Annotated in this window: 18 protein-coding genes; 10 read left to right on the top strand and 8 right to left on the bottom strand. The window is 71.5% G+C overall.

All coding sequences use genetic code 11. The features are described 5' to 3' along the window. Positions 1-9 precede the first annotated feature (9 nt). From OG219_RS11545 to OG219_RS11525, 5 genes are all read right to left on the bottom strand, one after another. Positions 10-765 carry an SDR family oxidoreductase gene (locus OG219_RS11545; protein WP_266825547.1) on the bottom strand — a complete coding sequence of 252 codons (756 nt, stop codon included), beginning with the start codon at positions 763-765 and terminating at the stop codon, positions 10-12. Positions 766-770: 5 nt separating this feature from the next. Next, the gene (locus OG219_RS11540; RefSeq protein ID WP_266825545.1) at positions 771-2,555 is read right to left on the bottom strand and encodes a glycoside hydrolase family 15 protein; all 1,785 of its coding nucleotides are present in this window, start codon (positions 2,553-2,555) and stop codon (positions 771-773) included. Between the two features lie 92 nt (positions 2,556-2,647). After that, entirely contained in the window at positions 2,648-3,439 is a 792-nt protein-coding gene (locus OG219_RS11535; protein WP_266825543.1) for an SURF1 family protein, read from the bottom strand. Between the two features lie 83 nt (positions 3,440-3,522). Further along, positions 3,523-3,756 carry a hypothetical protein gene (locus OG219_RS11530; RefSeq protein ID WP_266825541.1) on the bottom strand — a complete coding sequence of 78 codons (234 nt, stop codon included), beginning with the start codon at positions 3,754-3,756 and terminating at the stop codon, positions 3,523-3,525. Positions 3,757-3,845: 89 nt separating this feature from the next. Beyond that, positions 3,846-4,829, bottom strand: a complete 984-nt coding sequence (locus OG219_RS11525; RefSeq protein ID WP_266825539.1) for a DEDDh family exonuclease — start codon at positions 4,827-4,829, stop codon at positions 3,846-3,848. Between the two features lie 249 nt (positions 4,830-5,078). On the opposite strand from OG219_RS11525, the gene OG219_RS11520 reads away from it, so the two are divergent. The 8 genes from OG219_RS11520 (at position 5,079) to OG219_RS11485 (ending at position 12,780) form a co-directional block, all read left to right on the top strand. Continuing rightward, on the top strand, positions 5,079-5,876 hold the full coding sequence (locus OG219_RS11520; protein ID WP_266825537.1) for an acetoacetate decarboxylase family protein: 798 nt from the start codon (positions 5,079-5,081) through the stop codon (positions 5,874-5,876). Further along, positions 5,876-6,760 carry an SDR family NAD(P)-dependent oxidoreductase gene (locus tag OG219_RS11515; protein ID WP_266825535.1) on the top strand — a complete coding sequence of 295 codons (885 nt, stop codon included), beginning with the start codon at positions 5,876-5,878 and terminating at the stop codon, positions 6,758-6,760. The genes OG219_RS11520 and OG219_RS11515 overlap by 1 nt, the downstream gene beginning before the upstream one ends. Before the next feature lie 10 nt (positions 6,761-6,770). Continuing rightward, positions 6,771-8,057 (top strand): amidohydrolase family protein, encoded by a 1,287-nt coding sequence (locus OG219_RS11510; RefSeq protein WP_266825533.1) that lies wholly within the window; start codon positions 6,771-6,773, stop codon positions 8,055-8,057. Continuing rightward, positions 8,054-9,280: an amidohydrolase family protein gene (locus tag OG219_RS11505; protein ID WP_266825531.1), complete on the top strand. Its 1,227-nt coding sequence runs from the start codon at positions 8,054-8,056 to the stop codon at positions 9,278-9,280. The genes OG219_RS11510 and OG219_RS11505 overlap by 4 nt, the downstream gene beginning before the upstream one ends. A 46-nt stretch (positions 9,281-9,326) precedes the next feature. Next, positions 9,327-10,025, top strand: coding sequence for a VIT family protein (locus tag OG219_RS11500; RefSeq protein ID WP_266825529.1), 699 nt, complete (start codon positions 9,327-9,329; stop codon positions 10,023-10,025). A gap of 130 nt (positions 10,026-10,155) precedes the next feature. After that, positions 10,156-11,028 carry a sterol desaturase family protein gene (locus OG219_RS11495; protein ID WP_266825527.1) on the top strand — a complete coding sequence of 291 codons (873 nt, stop codon included), beginning with the start codon at positions 10,156-10,158 and terminating at the stop codon, positions 11,026-11,028. Continuing rightward, entirely contained in the window at positions 11,025-11,696 is a 672-nt protein-coding gene (locus OG219_RS11490; protein WP_266825525.1) for a lysoplasmalogenase, read from the top strand. The genes OG219_RS11495 and OG219_RS11490 overlap by 4 nt, the downstream gene beginning before the upstream one ends. 40 nt (positions 11,697-11,736) lie before the next feature. Beyond that, positions 11,737-12,780 (top strand): zinc-dependent alcohol dehydrogenase family protein, encoded by a 1,044-nt coding sequence (locus tag OG219_RS11485; protein ID WP_266825523.1) that lies wholly within the window; start codon positions 11,737-11,739, stop codon positions 12,778-12,780. 52 nt (positions 12,781-12,832) lie between these two features. Here the strand turns inward: OG219_RS11485 and OG219_RS11480 are convergent, their stop codons facing one another. Both OG219_RS11480 and OG219_RS11475 read right to left on the bottom strand, forming a co-directional pair. Then, the gene (locus OG219_RS11480) at positions 12,833-13,843 is read right to left on the bottom strand and encodes a CopD family protein (RefSeq protein ID WP_266836065.1); all 1,011 of its coding nucleotides are present in this window, start codon (positions 13,841-13,843) and stop codon (positions 12,833-12,835) included. Positions 13,844-13,979: 136 nt separating this feature from the next. Further along, a complete protein-coding gene (locus OG219_RS11475) occupies positions 13,980-15,362 on the bottom strand; it encodes a CoA transferase (RefSeq protein ID WP_266825521.1) in 1,383 nt (460 codons plus the stop codon). 484 nt (positions 15,363-15,846) lie between these two features. Here OG219_RS11475 and OG219_RS11470 point away from each other — a divergent pair, with 484 nt between their 5' ends. Both OG219_RS11470 and OG219_RS11465 read left to right on the top strand, forming a co-directional pair. Beyond that, positions 15,847-16,899 (top strand): peptidase M10, encoded by a 1,053-nt coding sequence (locus tag OG219_RS11470; RefSeq protein ID WP_266825519.1) that lies wholly within the window; start codon positions 15,847-15,849, stop codon positions 16,897-16,899. 75 nt (positions 16,900-16,974) lie between these two features. Continuing rightward, complete coding sequence (locus OG219_RS11465) at positions 16,975-17,316, top strand: DUF6281 family protein (RefSeq protein WP_266836064.1); 342 nt, start codon at positions 16,975-16,977, stop codon at positions 17,314-17,316. A 56-nt stretch (positions 17,317-17,372) separates the two neighbouring features. Here the strand turns inward: OG219_RS11465 and OG219_RS11460 are convergent, their stop codons facing one another. Then, positions 17,373-18,899: a S8 family serine peptidase gene (locus OG219_RS11460; RefSeq protein WP_266825517.1), complete on the bottom strand. Its 1,527-nt coding sequence runs from the start codon at positions 18,897-18,899 to the stop codon at positions 17,373-17,375. Between the last annotated feature and the right edge of the window lie 56 nt (positions 18,900-18,955).

Below are 18,955 nucleotides of genomic sequence, written 5' to 3'. Positions count from 1 at the left end.
ACAGAGTCCCTAGAACCCGCTCCGCATGCCGCCGTCCACCGGCAGCATGATGCCCGTCAGGTACGACGCCGCCGGGGAGAGCAGGAACGCGGCCGTGCGGCCGAACTCGTCCGGAGTGCCGTAGCGCCGCAGCGGGATGCGGGACTCGTTGGCCGCGCGGGTCGCGTCCGGGTCGGGCGAGAGGCCGTCCAGCTCGCGGACGCGGTCCGTGTCGATGCGGGACGGGAGCAGGCCGAGGACGCGGATGCCGCGCGGGCCCAGCTCGTCCGCGAGGGATTTGGCGAAGCCGGCGAGGCCGGGGCGCAGCCCGTTGGAGATCGTCAGACCCGGGATCGGCTCGTGCACGGAGGCGGAGAGCACGAAGCCGATGACGCCGCCCTCGCCGAGCTCCGCGGCGGCGGTGCGGGCCAGCCGGACCGCGCCGAGGAAGACGGACTCGAACGCGGCCGTCCACTGCTCGTCCGTGTTGTCCGCGACGAACCCGGGAGCCGGGCCGCCGACGCTGATCAGGATGCCGTCGAAGCGGTGGAAGTGCTGCCGTGCCGCCTTGATGAGCCCAGCGGCGGCCGCGGGGTCGGCATTGTCGGCGGCCACCCCGACCGCGTTCGGGCCGAGCGCGGTCGCCGCCTCGGTGACGGTCTTCTCGTCGCGCCCGGTGATGACCACCTTCGCGCCGTCGGCGACGAGTTCACGCGCGGCGGCGTTGCCCAGGCCACGGGTGGCTCCCGTGACGACGTACACACGGTCCTTCAGTCCAAGATCCATGGCCCCTATTCTGTCCCCTCGCCCCCGAACAGGGCGAGGGCGGTGCTCACCAGGCCGATATGGCTGAACGCCTGCGGGAAGTTGCCCAGCTGGCGGCCGGCGAGCGGGTCGTACTCCTCGGCGAGCAAACCCACGTCGTTGGCCAGCGCCACCAGCCGCTCGAACAGCTCGCGCGCCTCCCGCGTACGGCCCGTCAGATGCAGCGCCTCCGCGAGCCAGAACGAGCAGGCAAGGAAGGTGCCCTCGCCCCCCGGGAGTCCGTCGACCTCGCTCTCCTCGACGCTGTAGCGGCGCAGGAAACCGCTGTGGCCGAGCTCGTCGCGGACCGCGTCGACCGTGCCGATCACCCGGGGATCGTCGGGCGGCAGGAAGCCGACGCGGGGGATGAGCAGCAGTGAGGCGTCCAGCTCGCGCGAACCGTAGGACTGCGTGAAGGTGTTCCGCTCCGGGTCGTAGCCGCGCTCGCACACCTCCTGGTGCACCTCGTCCCGCATGGCACGCCAGCCGTTCAGGTCTCCGCCGAGTCTCGGGTCGTCCTCCAGGGCGCGTACGGCGCGGTCGGCGGCCACCCAGGCCATCACCTTCGAGTACACGAAGTGCCGGCGCGGGCCGCGCACTTCCCAGATCCCCTCGTCCGGCTGCCGCCACGCGGTGCGCAGGAACTCCATCAGCGCGACCTGGACCCGCCACATGTGCGGTTTGACGGGCATGCCCGAACTCCGGGCCAGCGAGAGCGAGTCGATGACCTCGCCGTACACGTCCAGCTGCAACTGGTTGACGGCGTCGTTGCCGATCCGGACCGGGCTCGAGCGGGCGAAGCCGGGCAGCCAGGGGATCTCGTACTCGGTCAGCCGGCGCTCGCCGGAGAGGCCGTACATGATCTGCAGGTCCGCCGGATCGCCCGCGACCGCGCGCAGCAGCCAGTCGCGCCAGGCCTCGGCCTCCTCGTGGTAGCCGGCCGACAGGAGCGCGCCGAGCGTGAGGGTGGAGTCGCGCAGCCAGCAGTAGCGGTAGTCCCAGTTACGGACGCCGCCCAGCTCTTCGGGCAGCGAGGTGGTGGGGGCGGCCACGATGCCGCCGGTCGGCTCGTAGGTGAGGGCCTTGAGGGTGATCAGGGAGCGCATGACGATGTCCCGGTGCGGGCCGTCGTAACGGCAGCGTGCCGACCAGGCCTGCCAGTCCTCGACGCTGACGCGCAGCGCCTCGAAGGGATCGCAGAGCGGCGGGCGCGGCCGGTGCGAGGGATGCCAGGTCAGGACGAAGGCGACCTTCTCGCCCTCGGCGACCGTGAACTCCGAGTGGGTGCGGAAGTCCTTGCCCCAGGTGTGCACGGGCGGCTCGCTGCGCAGCCACACCGCGTCCGGTCCGGCGACCGCCACCCGATGGCCGTCCGCCCGGCGCATCCACGGCACGACGAGGCCGTAGTCGAAGCGCAGCCGGAGCAGACCGCGCATGGTCACCCGGCCGCTCAGTCCCTCGACGATGCGTACGAGATCGGGGGAGCGGTCGCGCTGCGGCATCAGGTCGGTCACCCGGACCGAGCCCTCGTCCGTGTCCCACTCGGTGTCGAGCACCAGTGTGTCGGGCCGGTAGGCGCGCCGGGTGCAGTCGCCCGCACCCTTGGGCGCCATCCGCCAGTGGCCGTGCTCGTCGCCGCCGAGGAGTGCGGCGAAGCAGGCCGCGGAGTCGAACCGTGGCAGACACAGCCAGTCGACGGAGCCGTCCCGTCCTACCAGCGCGGCGGTCTGTTCGTCCCCGATGAGCGCGTAGTCCTCGATGCGTCGTTGCACGGTGGACGGGTTCCCGAGCGGGAGGCCGGTCAATCGGGCCGCCAGAGTGGCGTGGATGCAGGTCCCCGGGCTCCGCGGACCGGGCTCCGGTGCTAGACGGGTGCCGGAGCCGTCTCCGGTGTGGCCTGCGCCGCCGCTGCCTCCGCCCGGTCACGGCGTTCGCGACGGACCAGGATCACCCAGCCCACGGGGACGCCCGTCGAGAAGAGCCACCACTGGACCGCGTACGCCATGTGCGGACCGATGTCGTTGTGCTCGGGGGCGGGGATCAGCTCGGGGATGTCGCCCTTGGGTGTCGGGGCGGTCTGCTCGACGTAGCCGCCGAGGACCTGCTTGCCGAGCCGCTTCGACTCCTGCTCGCTGTTGATCAGCATGACCATGCGGTCGGGCAGGCCCTGGACGTTCTTGATGCCGCTCTCGGCGGTCGTCTCGTCGGGCATCAGCCGTCCGGTGACGGTGATCTCGCCCGTCGCGGGCGCCGGGATCTTCGGGAACGCGCTCTGCGCGCCGTCCGCCGCGATCCAGCCCCGGTTGACCACGAGGACCCGGCCGTCGTCCAGGACGAACGGGGTCAGGACGTGGTAGCCGACCTCACCGTCGGAGTTGGTGCGACGGCGTACGACCTCCTCGTGCGCGGTGTCGAAGTGGCCCTTCGCGGTCACCCGGCGGTAGAGGTCGTCGTGCGTGACGGTCTGCCCCGGCGCGGTGAGCGACTCGGCGGGCACCGGAGTGGCGCCGAGGGAGTTGGCGATCACCGTGTTGAGCGCCACCTTGTGCTCATGGCGGTGCAGCTGCCAGAAGCCCAGCTTGATCATCGTGGGGATGAGCGCGAGGGCCAGGAGGGTGAGAATCACCCACTGCCGGGACAACAGGAAGCGGTACACCCCACGACCGTACAACTCGGTCGTGGGGCGTTTTGAGGGGGGTACGCGTCGAACCGGGCGCGGAGCCCGGCTCCGGGGGAGGCTCAGACCTTGTCGATGATCCCCACCTTCCCCTCCGCGCGGGCGCAGTGCCCGCCGCAGAACCAGTGGCCCTCGACCTCGACCCCCTGGCCGATGATCTGGACGCGACAGTGCTCGCAGATGGGGGCCATCCGGTGGATCGCGCAGGAGAAGCAGTCGAAGACGTGCACCACGCCCTGCGCGTGCACCTCGAACGACATGCCGTAGTCATTGCCACATACTTCACATCTCGCCATGCGCCACAGGGTGGGGCGCCGAGGCGGCGCGGGCGAGCGGACGCCGGGCGAGTCGCCCCGCAATCACCCGTCTGACGGGCCCACCTCGGTCAGGCCCGCCGCCCTGACGCCGGCTCCACATCCCGCAGCAGCTGCCCGAACGCCGCCTCGTCGATCACCGGCGTCCCGAACTGCCTGGCCTTGACCACCTTCGACGTACTGGAGTCCGGGTCGTTCGTGACGAGCAGGCTGGTGAGCCGGGACAGGCTCGTCGCGACATGCAGCCCGGCCTCGACGGCGCGGTCCTCCAGCAGTTCGCGGTCGACGGAGGTGTCTCCGGAGAACGCGATCCGCATGCCCTGCTTGAGTGGTTTGTCCTCTTCGTAACGGCCCGGGTTGGGATAGGGGCAGGCGGGGCGCTTGCGTGAGGGCCGCCAACTCCCGGACGGGTAACTGCCGGACTGCTGCCGCCCGATCGACGGGGCGGAGGACCACTCCGTGAGCGGACGGCATTCGAGGAGGGGCAGCCGGACACCGCGGTGCGCGGCGGCCTGCAGGCTCGGCCGGAACGCCTCGGCCAGCACGCGCGCGTCGTCCAGAGCGTGGTGCGCCCGCTGCTGTACGACACCGAAGTGCGCGGCGAGCGACTCCAGCTTGTGGTTGGGCAGCGGAAGTCCCAGCTCCTTGGAGAGCGCGATGGTGCACAGCCGCTGGCGTACCGGCGCCTCACGCTCAGCGCGTGCGTACTCCCGCGCGATCATCGACCAGTCGAAGACCGCGTTGTGCGCGACGAGCACGCGGTCCGCGAGCCGGGCGGCGAACTCCTCGGCGATCTCCGGGAAGAGCGGGGCGCCTTCGAGTACGTCGCTCGTCAGGCCGTGGATCCACACAGGGCCCGGATCCCGCTCCGGGTTGACCATCGTGTACCAGTGGTCCTCGACCTCACCGCGCGCGTCCAGCCGGTAGACGGCCGCCGAGATTATCCGGTCGTCCCGGGCCAGGCCTGTGGTCTCCACGTCGACGACCGCGTACCCCTGTGGATACGCGGCCGGCCAGGAGACTGGGGACGCTGCGGTGGTCAGGTCTTCGAGCATGGTCACTGAGAATACGGGGCGCGACTGACAGTCCCGTCCCCGACTCCGCACTCTTCGGAGTACCCGTCAGAAGCGCACGGCGCGGGCGGCCCGTGCGGCGAGCGCGGGGAGTTGCGCGGGTTTCTCCCGAGTCCCGCCCGCGCGGGATCGGAGCGAAGCCCGGTGCGCATGGCTATGGACCTTTGGCCCGCCTGGTGCCAACGTGCTGCGCGCCCGGTGGACGACGGCCTGCGAAGGGCGGTACGAGACATGGCACGAGTGAGGTACGGCGCACGGACCGAGGCGGAGATCGCCGCCGCGCGCACAGCGAGCTCCAAGCTCCCCGACATCTGGTCGACCGGCGTGGTCGCCGTCTGGGAGAGCGACCCGGACGCGGTCGCGGCGGTCCTGCCGCCCCCGCTCAAACCCACCGGGCGGCCCCTGGTGCGGGTCAACATCAGCAAGGTCGACCTGCCCGGATACCCGCTGGGCGCGGGCTCGTTCGCGGTCGCCGCCGCGCACGACGGCGTCGAGGGCTGGTACCCGCTCGTCATGCCGATGACCCATGAACGGGCCCTCATCGGCGGGCGCGAGGTCTTCGGGGAGCCCAAGAAGCTCGGCGAGGTGACCGTCGAGCGCGAGGGTCTCGTCGTACGCGCCTCACTGGCCCGGCACGGCATCGCGTTCGTAGAGGTACGCGGCGCCGTCAGCGGTGACCTGCCGCTGCCCGAGCCCGCCCAGAAGACCGACTTCTACTTCAAGTTCCTTCCCGCGGTGGACGGTTCGGGCTTCGACGCCGAGCCGGTCCTCGTGCACTGCGTGCGCAACGAGAAGGTGCGCAAGCTGGAGCGCGTGACCGGGGACGTCGTGCTGCGCGAGTCGATGTACGACCCGGTCGCCGACCTCCCCGTACGGCGGCTCGTCGAGATCACCCTCGGCGAGAAGACCACCGACCAGCGGGGCCGGGTCGCCGAACGTGTGAGCGCCCAGGCCCTGTTGCCGTATATCCACCAGCGCTACGACGATCCGCAGCAGATCCTCGACGGGCCGCCCGAGGGGAGCGTCTGATGGAGCTGCGCGAAGGGCAGGTCGCCGTCGTCACCGGCGCGGCGAGCGGCATCGGGCTCGCGATGGCGCGGCGGTTCGCCGCCGACGGGCTGAAGGTGGTGCTCGCGGACGTCGAGGAAGGGGCCCTGGAGAAGGCCGCTTCCGGGCTGCGGGAGGACGGGGCCGAGGTGCACGCGCGCGTGGTGGACGTCGGGGAGCGCGCGGAGGTCCTGGCGCTCGCCGAGGACGCGTACGAGACGTACGGCGCGGTGCACGTGCTGTGCAACAACGCCGGTGTCGGCTCCGGAGCCGAGGGCCGGATGTGGGAGCACGACCCGAACGACTGGAAGTGGGCGTTCGCCGTCAACGTCTGGGGCGTCTTCCACGGCATCCAGGCGTTCGTGCCGCGGATGATCGCCTCGGGCGAGCCGGGGCACGTGGTCAACACCTCGTCGGGCGACGGCGGGATCGCCCCGCTGCCCACCGCCTCCGTGTACGCCGTGACCAAGGCGGCCGTCGTGACGATGACCGAGTCGCTGTACGCGCACCTCAGGGCGGAGCACGCGCGCGTGGGCGCCTCCGTGCTCTTCCCCGGGCCCCACATGCTGCGTACGGGCCTGTGGGAGTCGCACCGCAACCGGCCGACGCGGTACGCCAAGGAGCGGCCCAGGAAGACCCCGTACCGCAGCCTCGACCAGTGGGAGGCCGCGATGAAGGAGGCGGGCCAGGAGGTGCGGTTCACGCCGGTCGAGCAGGTCGCCGACCTGGTGGCGGACGGCATCCGTGCCGACCGCTTCTGGCTGCTGCCCGAGAGCGAGCACAGCGACCGGCAGATCCGGGCGAGGTCGCAATCGATGCTGGACCGGGCCGATCCGGCGTACCTGGAGAACTTCATTCTGGATTGAGGGAGTCGTGATGACGGACCCGCAGGACCCGTACCTGATCATCTCCTCCGACTGCCACGCGGGCCTCCCCACCGAGGAGTACCGGCCCTATCTGGACGCCCGCTTCCACCGGGCCTTCGACGAGTTCCTCGCGGGGCGTGACGCGCGCCGCGAGGAGATGACGCGGCTCGGTGTCCGGAACGAGGCGTTCGCGGACAAGTGGTTCCAGGACAACGAGGAGGGCCTGAAGGGCGGTTGGGACAGCGCGCAGCGGCTCAAGGAGCTCGACGGCGACGGGGTGGCCGCCGAGGTGGTCTTCCCCGACGCGGACGCGGTGGACAGCCGGACGGCCGCTCCCTTCGGTGTGGGCCTCGGGCTCTCCGGCGACCAGGACCCGGAGCTGGGCATGGCGGGCGCGCAGGCGCACAACCGCTGGCTCGCGGAGTTCGTCGGGCAGAACCCCGAACGGCACTGCGGGGTCGCCCTGTTGCCCATCACCGGCGACGTCGCGCGGGTCGTGGGCGAGGTGTACCGCGCCAAGGAGTCGGGGCTCGGCGCCCTGATGATCCCCTCCATGTGGGTCGACAAGGCGCCGTACCACGACCGCCGTTACGACCCGGTGTGGGCGGCGGCGGCCGAGTGCGGCATGCCGGTGGTGACCCACTCCGGGGCCGCGCCACGCCACGAGTACGGCGACCACCTGGGCATCTATGTGAGCGAGGTGACCTGGTGGCCCGCCCGGCCGCTGTGGTTCCTCCTCTGGGCGGGGGTCTTCGAGCGTCATCCGGGGCTCAAGTTCGGGGTGGCGGAGTCGGGTTGCTGGTGGCTGCCGAACCTCCTCTGGTTCATGGACCGCCTCTACCTGGGTGCGCACGGCGGCAAGAAGCTGTCGCCCTTCGCGGAGCTGAAGCGGCCCCCGCACGAGTATCTGGACCGTCAGGTCTTCATCTGCGCGACGAACACCAAGCGCCGTGAACTGGCCCAGCGGTACGAGATCGGCGTCGACAACATCCTCTGGGGCAGCGATTTCCCGCACCCCGAAGGCACCTGGCCCGACACGCGCGCGTGGCTGTCGAAAACCTTCCACGACATACCGGTCGAGGAGACCCGCCGCATGCTCGGCCTCGCGGCGGCGGAGGTCTTCGGCTTCGATGTCGAACAACTGACCCCGCTCGCCCGGCGCATCGGCCCGACCCCCGCCGAACTCGGCCAGTCCGACCACCAGTCGGCCGTCGAGGCGTCCTGGGCGCGCTCGCGCGAGGTGGGCCGCCACTGGCTCACCGACCACGACTTCCCGACTCTGGGGGTGACCCCGTGAACGATCGCTACACCGTCGTCTCGGCCGACTGCCATGCGGGCGCCGACCTCCTGGACTACCGGCCGTACCTGGCCAAGGAGCACCACGAGGACTTCGACTCCTGGGCGGCCACCTACGTCAACCCGTACGAGGACCTGCTCGCCGACACGGCCGACAGGAACTGGAACTCCGAACGGCGCCTTGCCGAGCTGGAGGCGGACGGGATCGTCGCGGAGGTCGTCTTCCCGAACACGATCCCGCCGTTCTTCCCGTCGGCCTCCCTGATGGCGCCCGCGCCGACGGCGGAGGAGTTCGAGCGCCGGTGGGCCGGGCTGCGGGCCCACAACCGCTGGCTCGCCGACTTCTGCGCCGCCGCGCCGGGCCGCCGCGCGGGCGTCTTCCAGATCCTGCTGAACGACGTGGACGAAGCGGTGAAGGAGATCCGGTGGGCCGCCGGCGCGGGGCTCAAGGGCGGGCTGATGCTGCCCGGCACACCCCCGGGCTCGGGCCTGCCCGAGCTCTACTCGTCGACGTACGACCCGATCTGGGCGGTGTGCGCGGAGCTCGGCGTGCCCGTGAACCACCACGCGGGCTCGGCCTCGCCGCCACTGGGGGACGAGCCCGCCGCGCGTGCTGTCTTCATGGTGGAGACGACCTGGTTCTCGCACCGGGCGCTGTGGCACCTGGTGTTCGGGGGCGCGTTCCGCCGCCACCCGGAGCTGCGGCTCGTCCTGACCGAGCAGGGCTCCGGCTGGATTCCGGGCGTGCTCGACATGCTCGACTACTACCACGGCCGACTGGTGGCAGCGGCGACGAGGTCGTCCACCGCGGAGTCCAAGTTCGGCGCGGGCCTGGCGGCTTCGATGGGCAAGGGGCCCTCGCAGGTCTGGCGCGACAACTGCTGGGTCGGCGCGAGCTTCATGCGCCCCCACGAGGTGCCGCTGCGCGACCGCATCGGGCTCGACAAGATCATGTGGGGGAGCGACTACCCGCACGACGAGGGCACCCACCCCTACTCCCGGGAGGGCCTGCGGATCGCGTACGCGGGTCTGCCGCAGGAGGAGATCGCGGCGATGGTGGGCGGCAACGCGGCCCGCGTGTACGGCTTCGACCTCGGCTTCCTTGACCCGATCGCGGCCAAGGTGGGACCGACCGTGGAGGAGCTGGCGGAGCCGCTGGGGGAGCCGCCGGCGGACGCCACGAGCCCGGTGTTCGCGAAGGGAGGATCGGTACGGGTGTGGTGACGGGTCGATACGTCACCGGTGGCGCCCGGGGTGCGATCCTCCCCGTGTGACGGAACCTACGCACGACGAGGCGCACGGCGGCAGCCTCGGTTCACGGCTCAACTGGCTGCGGGCCGCCGTCCTGGGCGCCAACGACGGCATCATCTCCACCGCGGGCATCGTCGTCGGCGTGGCCGGCGCCACCAGCGACCGCCAGACGCTGCTCACGGCGGGGCTCGCGGGCCTGCTGGCCGGGTCCATGTCGATGGCGGCGGGCGAGTACGTGTCGGTGTCCACACAGCGGGACTCCGAGAAGGCCGCGCTGGAGCTGGAGAGACGGGAGCTTCGGGAACAGCCGGAGGCCGAACTCGAGGAACTGACCGAACTCCTGGAGGAGCGGGGTCTGACCCGGGACGTGGCCCGCGAGGCGGCCGAGCAACTCACCGAGCGGGACGCGTTCAGGGCCCACGCGCGCGTGGAGCTCGGCATCGACCCCGACGACCTCACCAACCCGTGGAACGCGGCCTGGGCGAGCTTCCTGTCGTTCACGGTCGGCGCGCTCCTGCCGCTGCTCGCGATCGTCCTCCCGCCGAGCGACTGGCGCGTGCCCGTCACCGTGGTGTCGGTCCTCGCCGCCCTGGTCCTCACCGGGTGGGCGAGCGCGGGCCTTGGGGCGGCGGACCCGCGGCGGGCGGTGCTGCGGAACGTGGTCGGGGGCGGGCTGGCGATGGCGGTGACGTACGCGGCGGGGGTCTTGCTGGGGTGAATCCGGCCGGGGCCCTCGCGCAGAGCCCCGGCCATTGGCGGAGATCACCAAGAAGTAAGCGCGTACCGCCGGTAATACTTGTCGGTAACAACCCCTAGCCGGGGCTCACCAGCGGTCCTACGGTTCACCCATGCCGAACCTGCCCGATGTCGTGCTGTGGTCGATACCCGCCTTCCTGCTGCTCACCGTGATCGAGATGGTGAGCGTCAGGATCCATCCCGACGAGGACGCCGCGGGGTACGAGGCGAAGGACGCCGCGACGAGCGTCGGCATGGGACTCGGCTCCCTCGCCTTCGACTTCCTGTGGAAGATCCCGATCGTCGCCCTCTACACGGCGATCTACGAACTGACGCCCCTGAGCGTCCCCGTCCTGTGGTGGACCGTCCCGCTGATGCTGCTCGGACAGGACTTCTTCTACTACTGGTCGCACCGCGGGCATCACGTCATCCGCATCCTCTGGGCCTGCCACGTCGTGCACCACTCCAGCCGGAAGTTCAACCTCACCACCGCCCTGCGCCAGCCCTGGACGACCTGGACCGTCTGGCCCTTCTACGTCCCGCTCATCGCCCTCGGCGTGCATCCGGCGGCGCTCGCGTTCTGCTCGTCCGCGAACCTCGTCTACCAGTTCTGGATCCACACCGAGCGCATCGACAAGCTGCCCCGGGCCTTCGAGTTCGTCTTCAACACGCCCTCCCACCACCGCGTCCACCACGCCTCCCAAGGCGGCTATCTGGACCGCAACTTCGGGGGCATCCTCATCGTCTGGGACCGCCTCTTCGGGTCGTTCACCGAGGAGACCGAGCGGCCCGTCTACGGGCTCACCAAGAACATCTCCACGTACAACCCCCTGCGCGTCGCCACCCACGAGTACGCCGCCATCGCCAGGGACCTGAAGGCGGCGGGCAGTTGGCGCGAGCGGGCGGGGCGGGTCTTCCGCGGGCCCGGCTGGCAGCCCGCGCCGGCGGCCGCTCCGAAGACGCCGGTCACGGAGCCCGTCGCGTGAACCCACGCCTCGCGCGCGTGCTCCTCGTCTCCTTCGGCGCGGCGGCTGCCGCGGACCTCGTCTCCCTGGCCGCGGACTTCGACCCCGGGCACATGCTCGCGAAGCCTCTCCTGATGCCCCTCCTCGCCGCCCATGCGGCCGCACGCGGCGGACCCCGGCTGCTCATCGCCGCGCTGCTCTTCGGCTGGGGCGGCGACACCCTGCTCCTCCTCGACGCCGAACCCGCCTTCCTCGCGGGGATGGCGTCCTTCGCGGCGGGGCACGTCTGTTACCTCGCGCTCTTCAAGAGCGCTCCACGCGCGCGTGGAGCATGGCTCGCCGGTGCGTACGGCATCGCCCTCGCCGCCACCGTCACCCTGCTGTGGCCCGGCCTGCCCGCCGAACTGCGCCTCCCCGTCGCCGGATACAGCCTGCTGCTGACCGCGATGGCGTACGGCGCGACACGGCTGGGGCCCGTAGCGGGTGTGGGCGGCGCCCTCTTCATGCTCTCCGACACGCTCATCGCGACCGGGGTCGCCGACTGGCCGCAGCTCCCCAGGCCCGACTTCTGGATCATGCTCACGTACGTCGCCGCCCAGTTCCTGCTGGTCAACGGCGTGCTGGGCACCCTCGGCGCGCGTTCGGCGCCGATGGCGGCGTACGGTGAGATGCGCTCAACCACCCCCTGAGCGCATCTCACCGTCGCCCCGCACGAGAAGGACCCTCGCCATGCGCGCCACCACCATCCACGCCCCGTACGACATGCGCGTGGAGGACGTGCCCGAGCCCGTGGTGCAGCTGCCCACCGACGCGGTCGTGCGGGTGCTGCGGTCCTGCATCTGCGGCAGCGACCTGTGGGCCTACCGCGGCGAGGCGGCCCGGCAGCCGGGGCAGCGGATCGGGCACGAGTTCCTCGGCATCGTCGAGGAGACCGGCTCCGAGGTGACCGGCGTCAAGCGCGGCGACCTGGTCGTGGCCCCCTTCATGTGGTCCGACGGAGTGTGCGACTACTGCCGAGAAGGGCTCACCACCTCCTGCGAGCACGGCGGCTTCTGGGGTGCCGTCGGGTACGACGGCGGGCAGGGCGAGGCCGTCCGCGTCCCCTACGCCGACGGCACCCTCGTACAACTGCCCAAGGACGCGGCCTCGGACGACCACCTCCTGTCGGCGCTGCTCACGCTGTCCGACGTGATGGGCACCGGCCATCACGCGGCGCTCGGCGCGGGGGTCCGGAAGGGCTCCACCGTCGCCGTCGTCGGGGACGGCGCCGTCGGGCTGTGCGCCGTGCTGGCCGCCAAACGGCTCGGCGCCGAGCGGATCATCGCGCTCGGCCGCCACCAGGTGCGCACCGACATCGCGCGCCTCTTCGGAGCCACGGACATCGTCGCCGAGCGCGGCGACGCGGCCGTCGAGGCCGTCCGGGAGCTGACCCGGGGCCAGGGCGCGCACTGTGTCGTCGAGGCGGTCGGGACCGAGCAGTCCATGAAGACGGCCGTGAACATCGCCCGCGACGGCGGCGCCATCGGCTTCGTCGGGGTTCCGCACGGCAGCGGTACGGGGCTGGATCTGGGCGTGATGTTCGACCGGAACGTCGCCCTGCGGGGCGGGGTCGCGCCGGTGCGCGCGTACATCCCGGAGCTGCTGCCCGACATCCTCGACGGGACCATCGACCCGTCGCCCGTCTTCGACCGGACGGTCGGCATCGAGGACGTGCCCGAGGGCTACAAGGCGATGGACGAGCGCACGGCTCTCAAGGTGCTCGTCACCAACTGACGCCGTTCGCCGGGCAAGGCGCTGGTCAGCGGGCTGGCGCCGTCCGTCGGGCTCACCACCGGATCGGCAGCGGCAGCGCCGTCAGTACGCCCGAGACCACGACGACCATGCCCAGTGCCAGGACCTCCGCGCGCGCGGGGGAGCAGGCGCTGAGCGGGTCCGTGGCCCGGCGCAGCCGCAGGCGCGCCCACAGGGCCAGGACGGCCACGGCGAGCACCAGGAGCATCTTGGCGAGCAGTGTCCGCCCGTACGCCGTCGTCGTCAGCTGGTCCAGGACCGTCCCGGGCGGCATCCGGCGCAGCGCGCTCCAGGTGCCCGTCGCGGTGAGCACCGCGAACAGGACGGCCGCCACGCGCGCGTAGAGGCCGAGCAGCGCGATCCCCGTCTCCGTAGGACCCGATTTCCGCAGTGTGCGCAGCATCCGCAGGACGTACAGCAGACCGCCCACCCACAGCGCCGCGCAGATCACGTGCACGAGCGTCAAGCCGGAGCCGACCAGTGGGCTGTCCTCCGTCGGGGGGTGGGCGCGCAGCGCCTCCGCGACGGCCACCGCGGCCAGCGGCCACACCTGGAGGGCGGGGCGGCGGTAGAAGGCGCAGAGGCCGGCCACCCCGAACGCGTTGACCTCCAGGAGCGCGAGCTTGCCCTCCCGGGTCTGGTAGAGCCCGCCGACGTCCATGTCGGAGAGGTGATGGGGCAGCAGATTCCCGGTGGCCACGACCGAGGCAAGACCGAGCGCGGCCACGAAACCGGCGGCCGCGGCGAACGGTGCCCAACTGCGGGGCGCGTCCTCCAGAGGCGCACCCACGTGGCGGGCCAGCCGGGCCGCGAACAGTTCGCCCGCGGGGACGCACAGCGCCGCGAACAGCACCGCGCGCAGCAGGGCGATGCCCCCGGCGCCGGGGGCCGCGGCCTCTCCGGTGCCGTCCAGCGCGGTGCGCGGGCCGAGCAGCGGGATCAGGGCCGCCACCGCCACCAGGGCGAGCAGGGCCACGGCCCGTCCGGTGGCGCCGCGCCGCGCCGGCTCGTTCGCGTCGGCCACCTCGGCGGTGGGTCTTATCAACGTCACCTCAAGATCTTCACCAGTTGTCACAGATCGGGGCAAGTGCAGGGAAACAACTGGCGGAACGGCATTCCGCCCATGGGTACGTCTCCGGTCGGCGGGCGACTCAGAACCGTACGTCCGTCGTCCGGGCGGTTCAGGCCCGGGCCCAGCGGGCCGAGTCCGTCCCCAGCGGAACCGGCGGCCGTGCCCAGTCGTGCGGCCCGCCCGCGAAGGACACCGGTGGCCGGGCGTACCGCAGACGCCCCAGGTCGCTGTCGGTCTCGGCGAGCCAGGGACCCGGTTCGTACGAGCCGTCCGCGGGCCCGGGGGCGAGCCCGCCCACCAGCCACGCCGCCGTCTGCGCCAGCGCCAGCCGTACGAGCCGGGTCCCGCCCTCCTCCGCCTGCTCGGTGAGCGAACGCAGCACCGCGGCGGCCAGCAGATACCCCGTGCCGTGGTCGAGGGCCTGCGCGGGGAGCGCGCCGGGCCGCTCCACCGAACCCTCCGTCACCGCGATCCCGGTGGCCACCTGCACCAGACTGTCGAAGCCCCGCCGCCCCGCCCACGGCCCGTACCCGCCCCACGCCGACAGCTGCGCCACCACCAGCCCCGGCCGCCGCTCGGCCAGCGCCTCGGAGGTGAGCCCGAACCGGTCCAGGGCGCCGGGCCGGTAGCCGGTGACGACGACGTCGGCCCCGGCGAGCAGCTCCTCGAAGGCCTCCCGGTCGCCGGGGAGGTCGAGATCGAGGGAGGCGGACCGCTTGCCGAAGCCCGTGTCGGCGTGCTGGTCGGGGAGTTCGGGCAGTCGCGGCGAGTCCACGCGCAGGACGTCGGCGCCCAGCAGGGCGAGCGTACGGGTCGCGACCGGGCCCGCGATGACCCGCGTGAGGTCCAGGACGCGTACGCCCGCCGCGGGCAGCAGCGGATCACCGGCGAGCGGCGCGAGCATGCGTACCGGCGCGTCGCCGACCCGCTCCCGGCTCAGCAGCGGCCTGCGCGCCACCGCCGCCCCCTGCTCGTGGGCCGCCCACTCCTTCGCCGTACGCAGGGCGACGGCGAGGCCCCCGGCCGCGCACACCGTGTCCTCCACGTCCACGGCGGACCGCTCCGCGAGGCGACCGGCGACGGCGTCCACCGACGCGTCCCCGGGCAGCCCGAGCGCGCCCAGCAACCGCGCCCGGTGATGCGGATAGTTCGCGTGCGTCCGCACCCAGCCGTCCGCAGCGCGCCAGAACCGGGACAGCGGCGCGAAGTTCACCGGCGCCCGCCCGTCGACCAGCAGATGCCGCTCACTCACGAACGCCGTGGCGACGGCCCCGTCGTCGACCCGCACCTCGGGCACGTCGGCGAGCCCTGCCCGCAGCGCCCCCAGCTCGGCGCCCGCCAGCGCGCAGGCCCCGACACAGGCCCGCGCCAACTCCCGTACGGGCAGCCGTGCTTCCAGCACCCCACCCCGTGCGACGTTCGAGATCCGCGGGACCAGGGCGGGATCGCCACCCAGGGCCGACCAGACGAACTCGGTGTCCTCAGCAGTCATAGAGGCACTATGCCGGGTGTACTGAATCAATATGTCGACCCGGGGTGACAGCGAAGGCATGCCGGGGCGGGATTCCGTGAGTCGGGAACAGGCCGTTCCGGCCCGCTGTCCTGCCTCCCCACGTTTCGGATGTTCCGGAATCCGCCCGGTACGTCGGCACGGGCGACCCGCGGGCGGAACGGGAAGCAGCGGAACACCAACCGGAATCGGCAGAGACAGCAGGGCATGTTCAGGCTTGCGGACGACGACCGGGCGTCGGCCATGGCTCCGCATGCCGGCGCACCGCCGTGAACAGCCGTCCGGCGCAGAAGTCGCGCCGGAGAGCCCGTCCTTCGCTGCGCGATCATTTGTCTTGAACTGTGAAAGTTTTGCGATCAATTGGTGACTACTCTCCACTGACATTGATCAAGTCCCGTACGGCGGAGCCGAGTTCAGGGGGTGGAGAGTGGCTGGGAGAAACCCAGGGCTCGTAGGAAGATCGGTCATGGCGTTCGCGCTCGTGGCCGGATTGTCGGCCTTCGCCGGCAGCGCACAGGCGGGTACGACCGAGTGCAAGCTTCCCGAGACGGGGGAACTGGGCGTCGAGCAACTGCCCACCGGTTCGTCCGTGATCACATGCGGCGCGGTCGGACGGGTCGTCGTCCACGACGGTGCCGGTGTGACCGTGCCCGAGCCGGGCATGGCCGTGAGCGTCGACATGCTCACCGTGGACGGCGAGTCACACGGGTTCACGCTGGAGGTCGCGGCGGACGGCAAGATCTCCTACCTCCTCGAGGGAGCCACCGCGGACTCCTCCACCGCCGGCTACGACATGCCCGAGTCGACGACACCCGACCCGGCGTCCGACGTCCCGGCGGAGGCGGACACGGTCACCGACTCCGCTGACTCCTCCACCGAGGCCGAGGTGGCCGACGTGGACGCCGCCGCCTCCCCGTCGGCCTGCAGCGACGGCGCGTACAAGACGGACGACCGCAAGGAGTACGGCACCTACACCTGGTACATCGGCGACGGCGGTCTGCCCGCCGGGCTGTCCAAGAACGACGCCATATACGTGTTCATGGACGCCCTCGACAACATCACCGACAGCTACAACAACTGCGGCTACACCGACTCGGTCGGCGCCAAGGAGAACTACCTGGCCACCACCAGCCGGGAGGCGAGCGTCAACAAGAGCAGCCAGTGCACCGGCCAGGACGGCCTGAGCGTGTGGGACGCCGGCGACATCAAGGACACCGCCGTCGCCACGACCTGTTCGTACACTTGGTCGATGCCGGGGGTGAAGAACGATCTGCGTGAGGCCGACGTCCGTTTCAACACGTACGACAAGGACTTCACGAACAAGCCGACCAGCACTTGCGCGAACAGGTACTTCGACGTCCGCTCCGTCGGTACGCACGAGGCCGGACACATCTTCGGGCTCGGTCATGTCGGGGCGGGGCACGAGAACCTCACCATGTACACGGATTCGTTCAGGTGCAAGACGATCGCCAGGACGCTCGGCAAGGGCGAGATCCTGGCGCTGCGCAGTGTCTACTAGGCAGCCCCCATGGAGGCGTCGATGAGATGGTCCGGGCGATCCGCGGTTCTGCCACTGATGTTGACGGCGTTGGCCGTGGCAGTCGCGGCGTGCACGACGAGCAGCAGCAGTGACGGCGACGGGGCGGCGTCCTGCGCCTACCGGATCCTGTACCAGGACCGGACGTACGAGGACGTCGCGGACGTGACGTTCAAGGCCGGCGGAAAGCTGGGCACCGCCACCCACCCGGCGTGCGACGACACCGGCGGTCAGGACGAGACCCTGCCGGCGGACACGATGACGGCCTACGAGGTGGACGGCATCCCACCCGAGATGGCCATCGCGGTCGGCGACACGCCTGCGGACGCGCGGCTAGTCGCCGTCTACTCGAACAAGGAACTGCCGCCCGAGGTGCAGAAACTGATCGACGGATCCTGACACGCCGGTGCGGGGCGTCACCGCCCCGCACCGGTCGGGCCTGCTTGTCGCCGCGGCTACTTGACCGCCCGCAGCGCGTTGATGATCCCGGCCCCGTAGAAGCCGTTCAGGCGCTTGCCGCCCACGCAGGTGGCGTCGACGACACCGTCGCCGTTCCCGTCGTACGGGTCGGTCGGGCAACCCGGGTTGTCGGCCTGGGCCTTGAGGAGCGCCTGCAGCTGGGCCGGGGTCGCCTTGGGGTACTTGGACTTCAGCAGCGCGGCCACGGCCGCGGCGTGCGGCGACGCCATCGACGTGCCCTGCAGGAAGGCGTACTGGTTGTTCGGCATCGTGGAGAGGATGCGGCCGTTCTGCGACGGCGTGTCCGGGATCTGGTAGCGGTCGCCGCCCGGCGCCGCGACGTCGACGACACCGTAGCCGTAGCTGGAGAAGTACGACTTGGTGCTGTTGACGCCGGTCGAGCTCACCGTGACGACACCCGGCAGCTGGGTCGGGATGTCGAAGCACTCGTGCGGGTCTATCGTGCGGGGCACCGGCGTCGAGTCGTCGGGGCTGGACTCGTCGACGAGGGCGTCCGAGTCGAGGTCGTCGTTGGAGTTGCCCGCCGCGGCCACATTGAGGGTGCCCTTCTTCTGGGCGTACAGCTGGGCCCGGTTCACCGCGTCGACGATCGCCCGCTGGTCGGGGTCGTCCATGCAGTTGTAGAGCCACGGGTCCACGTAGTAGCTGTTGTTGGTGATCTCGACGCCGTGGTCGGCGGCGAACACGAAGGCGCAGACGACGCTCTCCGGGAAGAAGAGCTGGCCGGCGTCCGGCTCGGCCACCGTGATGCCCGCGACCTTCACACCCGGCGCGACGCCCGCCACACCGATGTCGTTGCGGGCCGCGGCGATCTCACCCGCGACATGCGTGCCGTGGTAGTGGTCGGCGTCCACGGGGCGCCAGGCGCCGTACGTCGTGTCCGGCTTGCCGCCCACGCAGTTCGCGGACTGCGAGGCGGAGAAGTTCGGGGCGAGATCCGGGTGGGTGTCGTCGACGCCGGTGTCGATCACGGCGACCGTCACGTTCCTGCTGCCCGGGTTGATCTTCGCGGCCTTGTCGGCGCCGATCGCGCGCAGGTCCCACTGGTCGGCCTCGAGGGGCTCCGCGCCCGCCGCGGCGCTCTGCGACAACTCGGCGGCGTCCGCGGCCGAGAGCATCTGCGCCGCGCCCTCGTCCGTGGTCCCCGCGGCGGTCAGCGGCGCCGTCCGCGTCGCACCCGCCGACTGCACTCCGCGGGCCTTGCGGATCTGCTCGCCGAAGGCCGGGTTGGCCGAATGGACGACGATCACACCGATCTTCTCGTACGCGATGACGACGGTGCCGCCGGCCTTGGCGATGGCCTTCTTCACCGACGCGACCGTGCGGTGGTCGGCCTTGGTGTTGACCACGTACGGCAGGACCGGGCCATCCGCGCTGGTCGCGGCGGTCGCCGCGAGCGGGGCGGCCGTGGCGGCACCCGGCAGGAAGCCGAGCGAGGCGGTGAGCGACAGAACGACCGGCACCGCGAGGGCGAGGCGGCGTCTGGAACGCAGATGAGCCATGGGATCTCCACATCATCCGGAAAACGAGCTGCCCGAACACGGGTGGTGCCCGGGCA

The organism is Streptomyces sp. NBC_00038 (genome assembly GCF_026343635.1).
Lineage (GTDB): Bacteria > Actinomycetota > Actinomycetes > Streptomycetales > Streptomycetaceae > Streptomyces.
This window is presented reverse-complemented; position numbering and strand designations above follow the sequence as displayed.

Coding starts and splice junctions, on each gene's coding strand:
- OG219_RS11510 (WP_266825533.1), top strand. CDS start 6,771: ATGACGGACCCGCAGGACCCGTACCTGATCATCTCCTCCGACTGCCAC.
- OG219_RS11495 (WP_266825527.1), top strand. CDS start 10,156: ATGCCGAACCTGCCCGATGTCGTGCTGTGGTCGATACCCGCCTTCCTG.
- OG219_RS11460 (WP_266825517.1), bottom strand. CDS start 18,899: ATGGCTCATCTGCGTTCCAGACGCCGCCTCGCCCTCGCGGTGCCGGTC.
- OG219_RS11475 (WP_266825521.1), bottom strand. CDS start 15,362: ATGACTGCTGAGGACACCGAGTTCGTCTGGTCGGCCCTGGGTGGCGAT.
- OG219_RS11530 (WP_266825541.1), bottom strand. CDS start 3,756: ATGGCGAGATGTGAAGTATGTGGCAATGACTACGGCATGTCGTTCGAG.
- OG219_RS11545 (WP_266825547.1), bottom strand. CDS start 765: ATGGATCTTGGACTGAAGGACCGTGTGTACGTCGTCACGGGAGCCACC.
- OG219_RS11525 (WP_266825539.1), bottom strand. CDS start 4,829: ATGCTCGAAGACCTGACCACCGCAGCGTCCCCAGTCTCCTGGCCGGCC.
- OG219_RS11485 (WP_266825523.1), top strand. CDS start 11,737: ATGCGCGCCACCACCATCCACGCCCCGTACGACATGCGCGTGGAGGAC.
- OG219_RS11515 (WP_266825535.1), top strand. CDS start 5,876: ATGGAGCTGCGCGAAGGGCAGGTCGCCGTCGTCACCGGCGCGGCGAGC.
- OG219_RS11470 (WP_266825519.1), top strand. CDS start 15,847: ATGGCGTTCGCGCTCGTGGCCGGATTGTCGGCCTTCGCCGGCAGCGCA.
- OG219_RS11520 (WP_266825537.1), top strand. CDS start 5,079: ATGGCACGAGTGAGGTACGGCGCACGGACCGAGGCGGAGATCGCCGCC.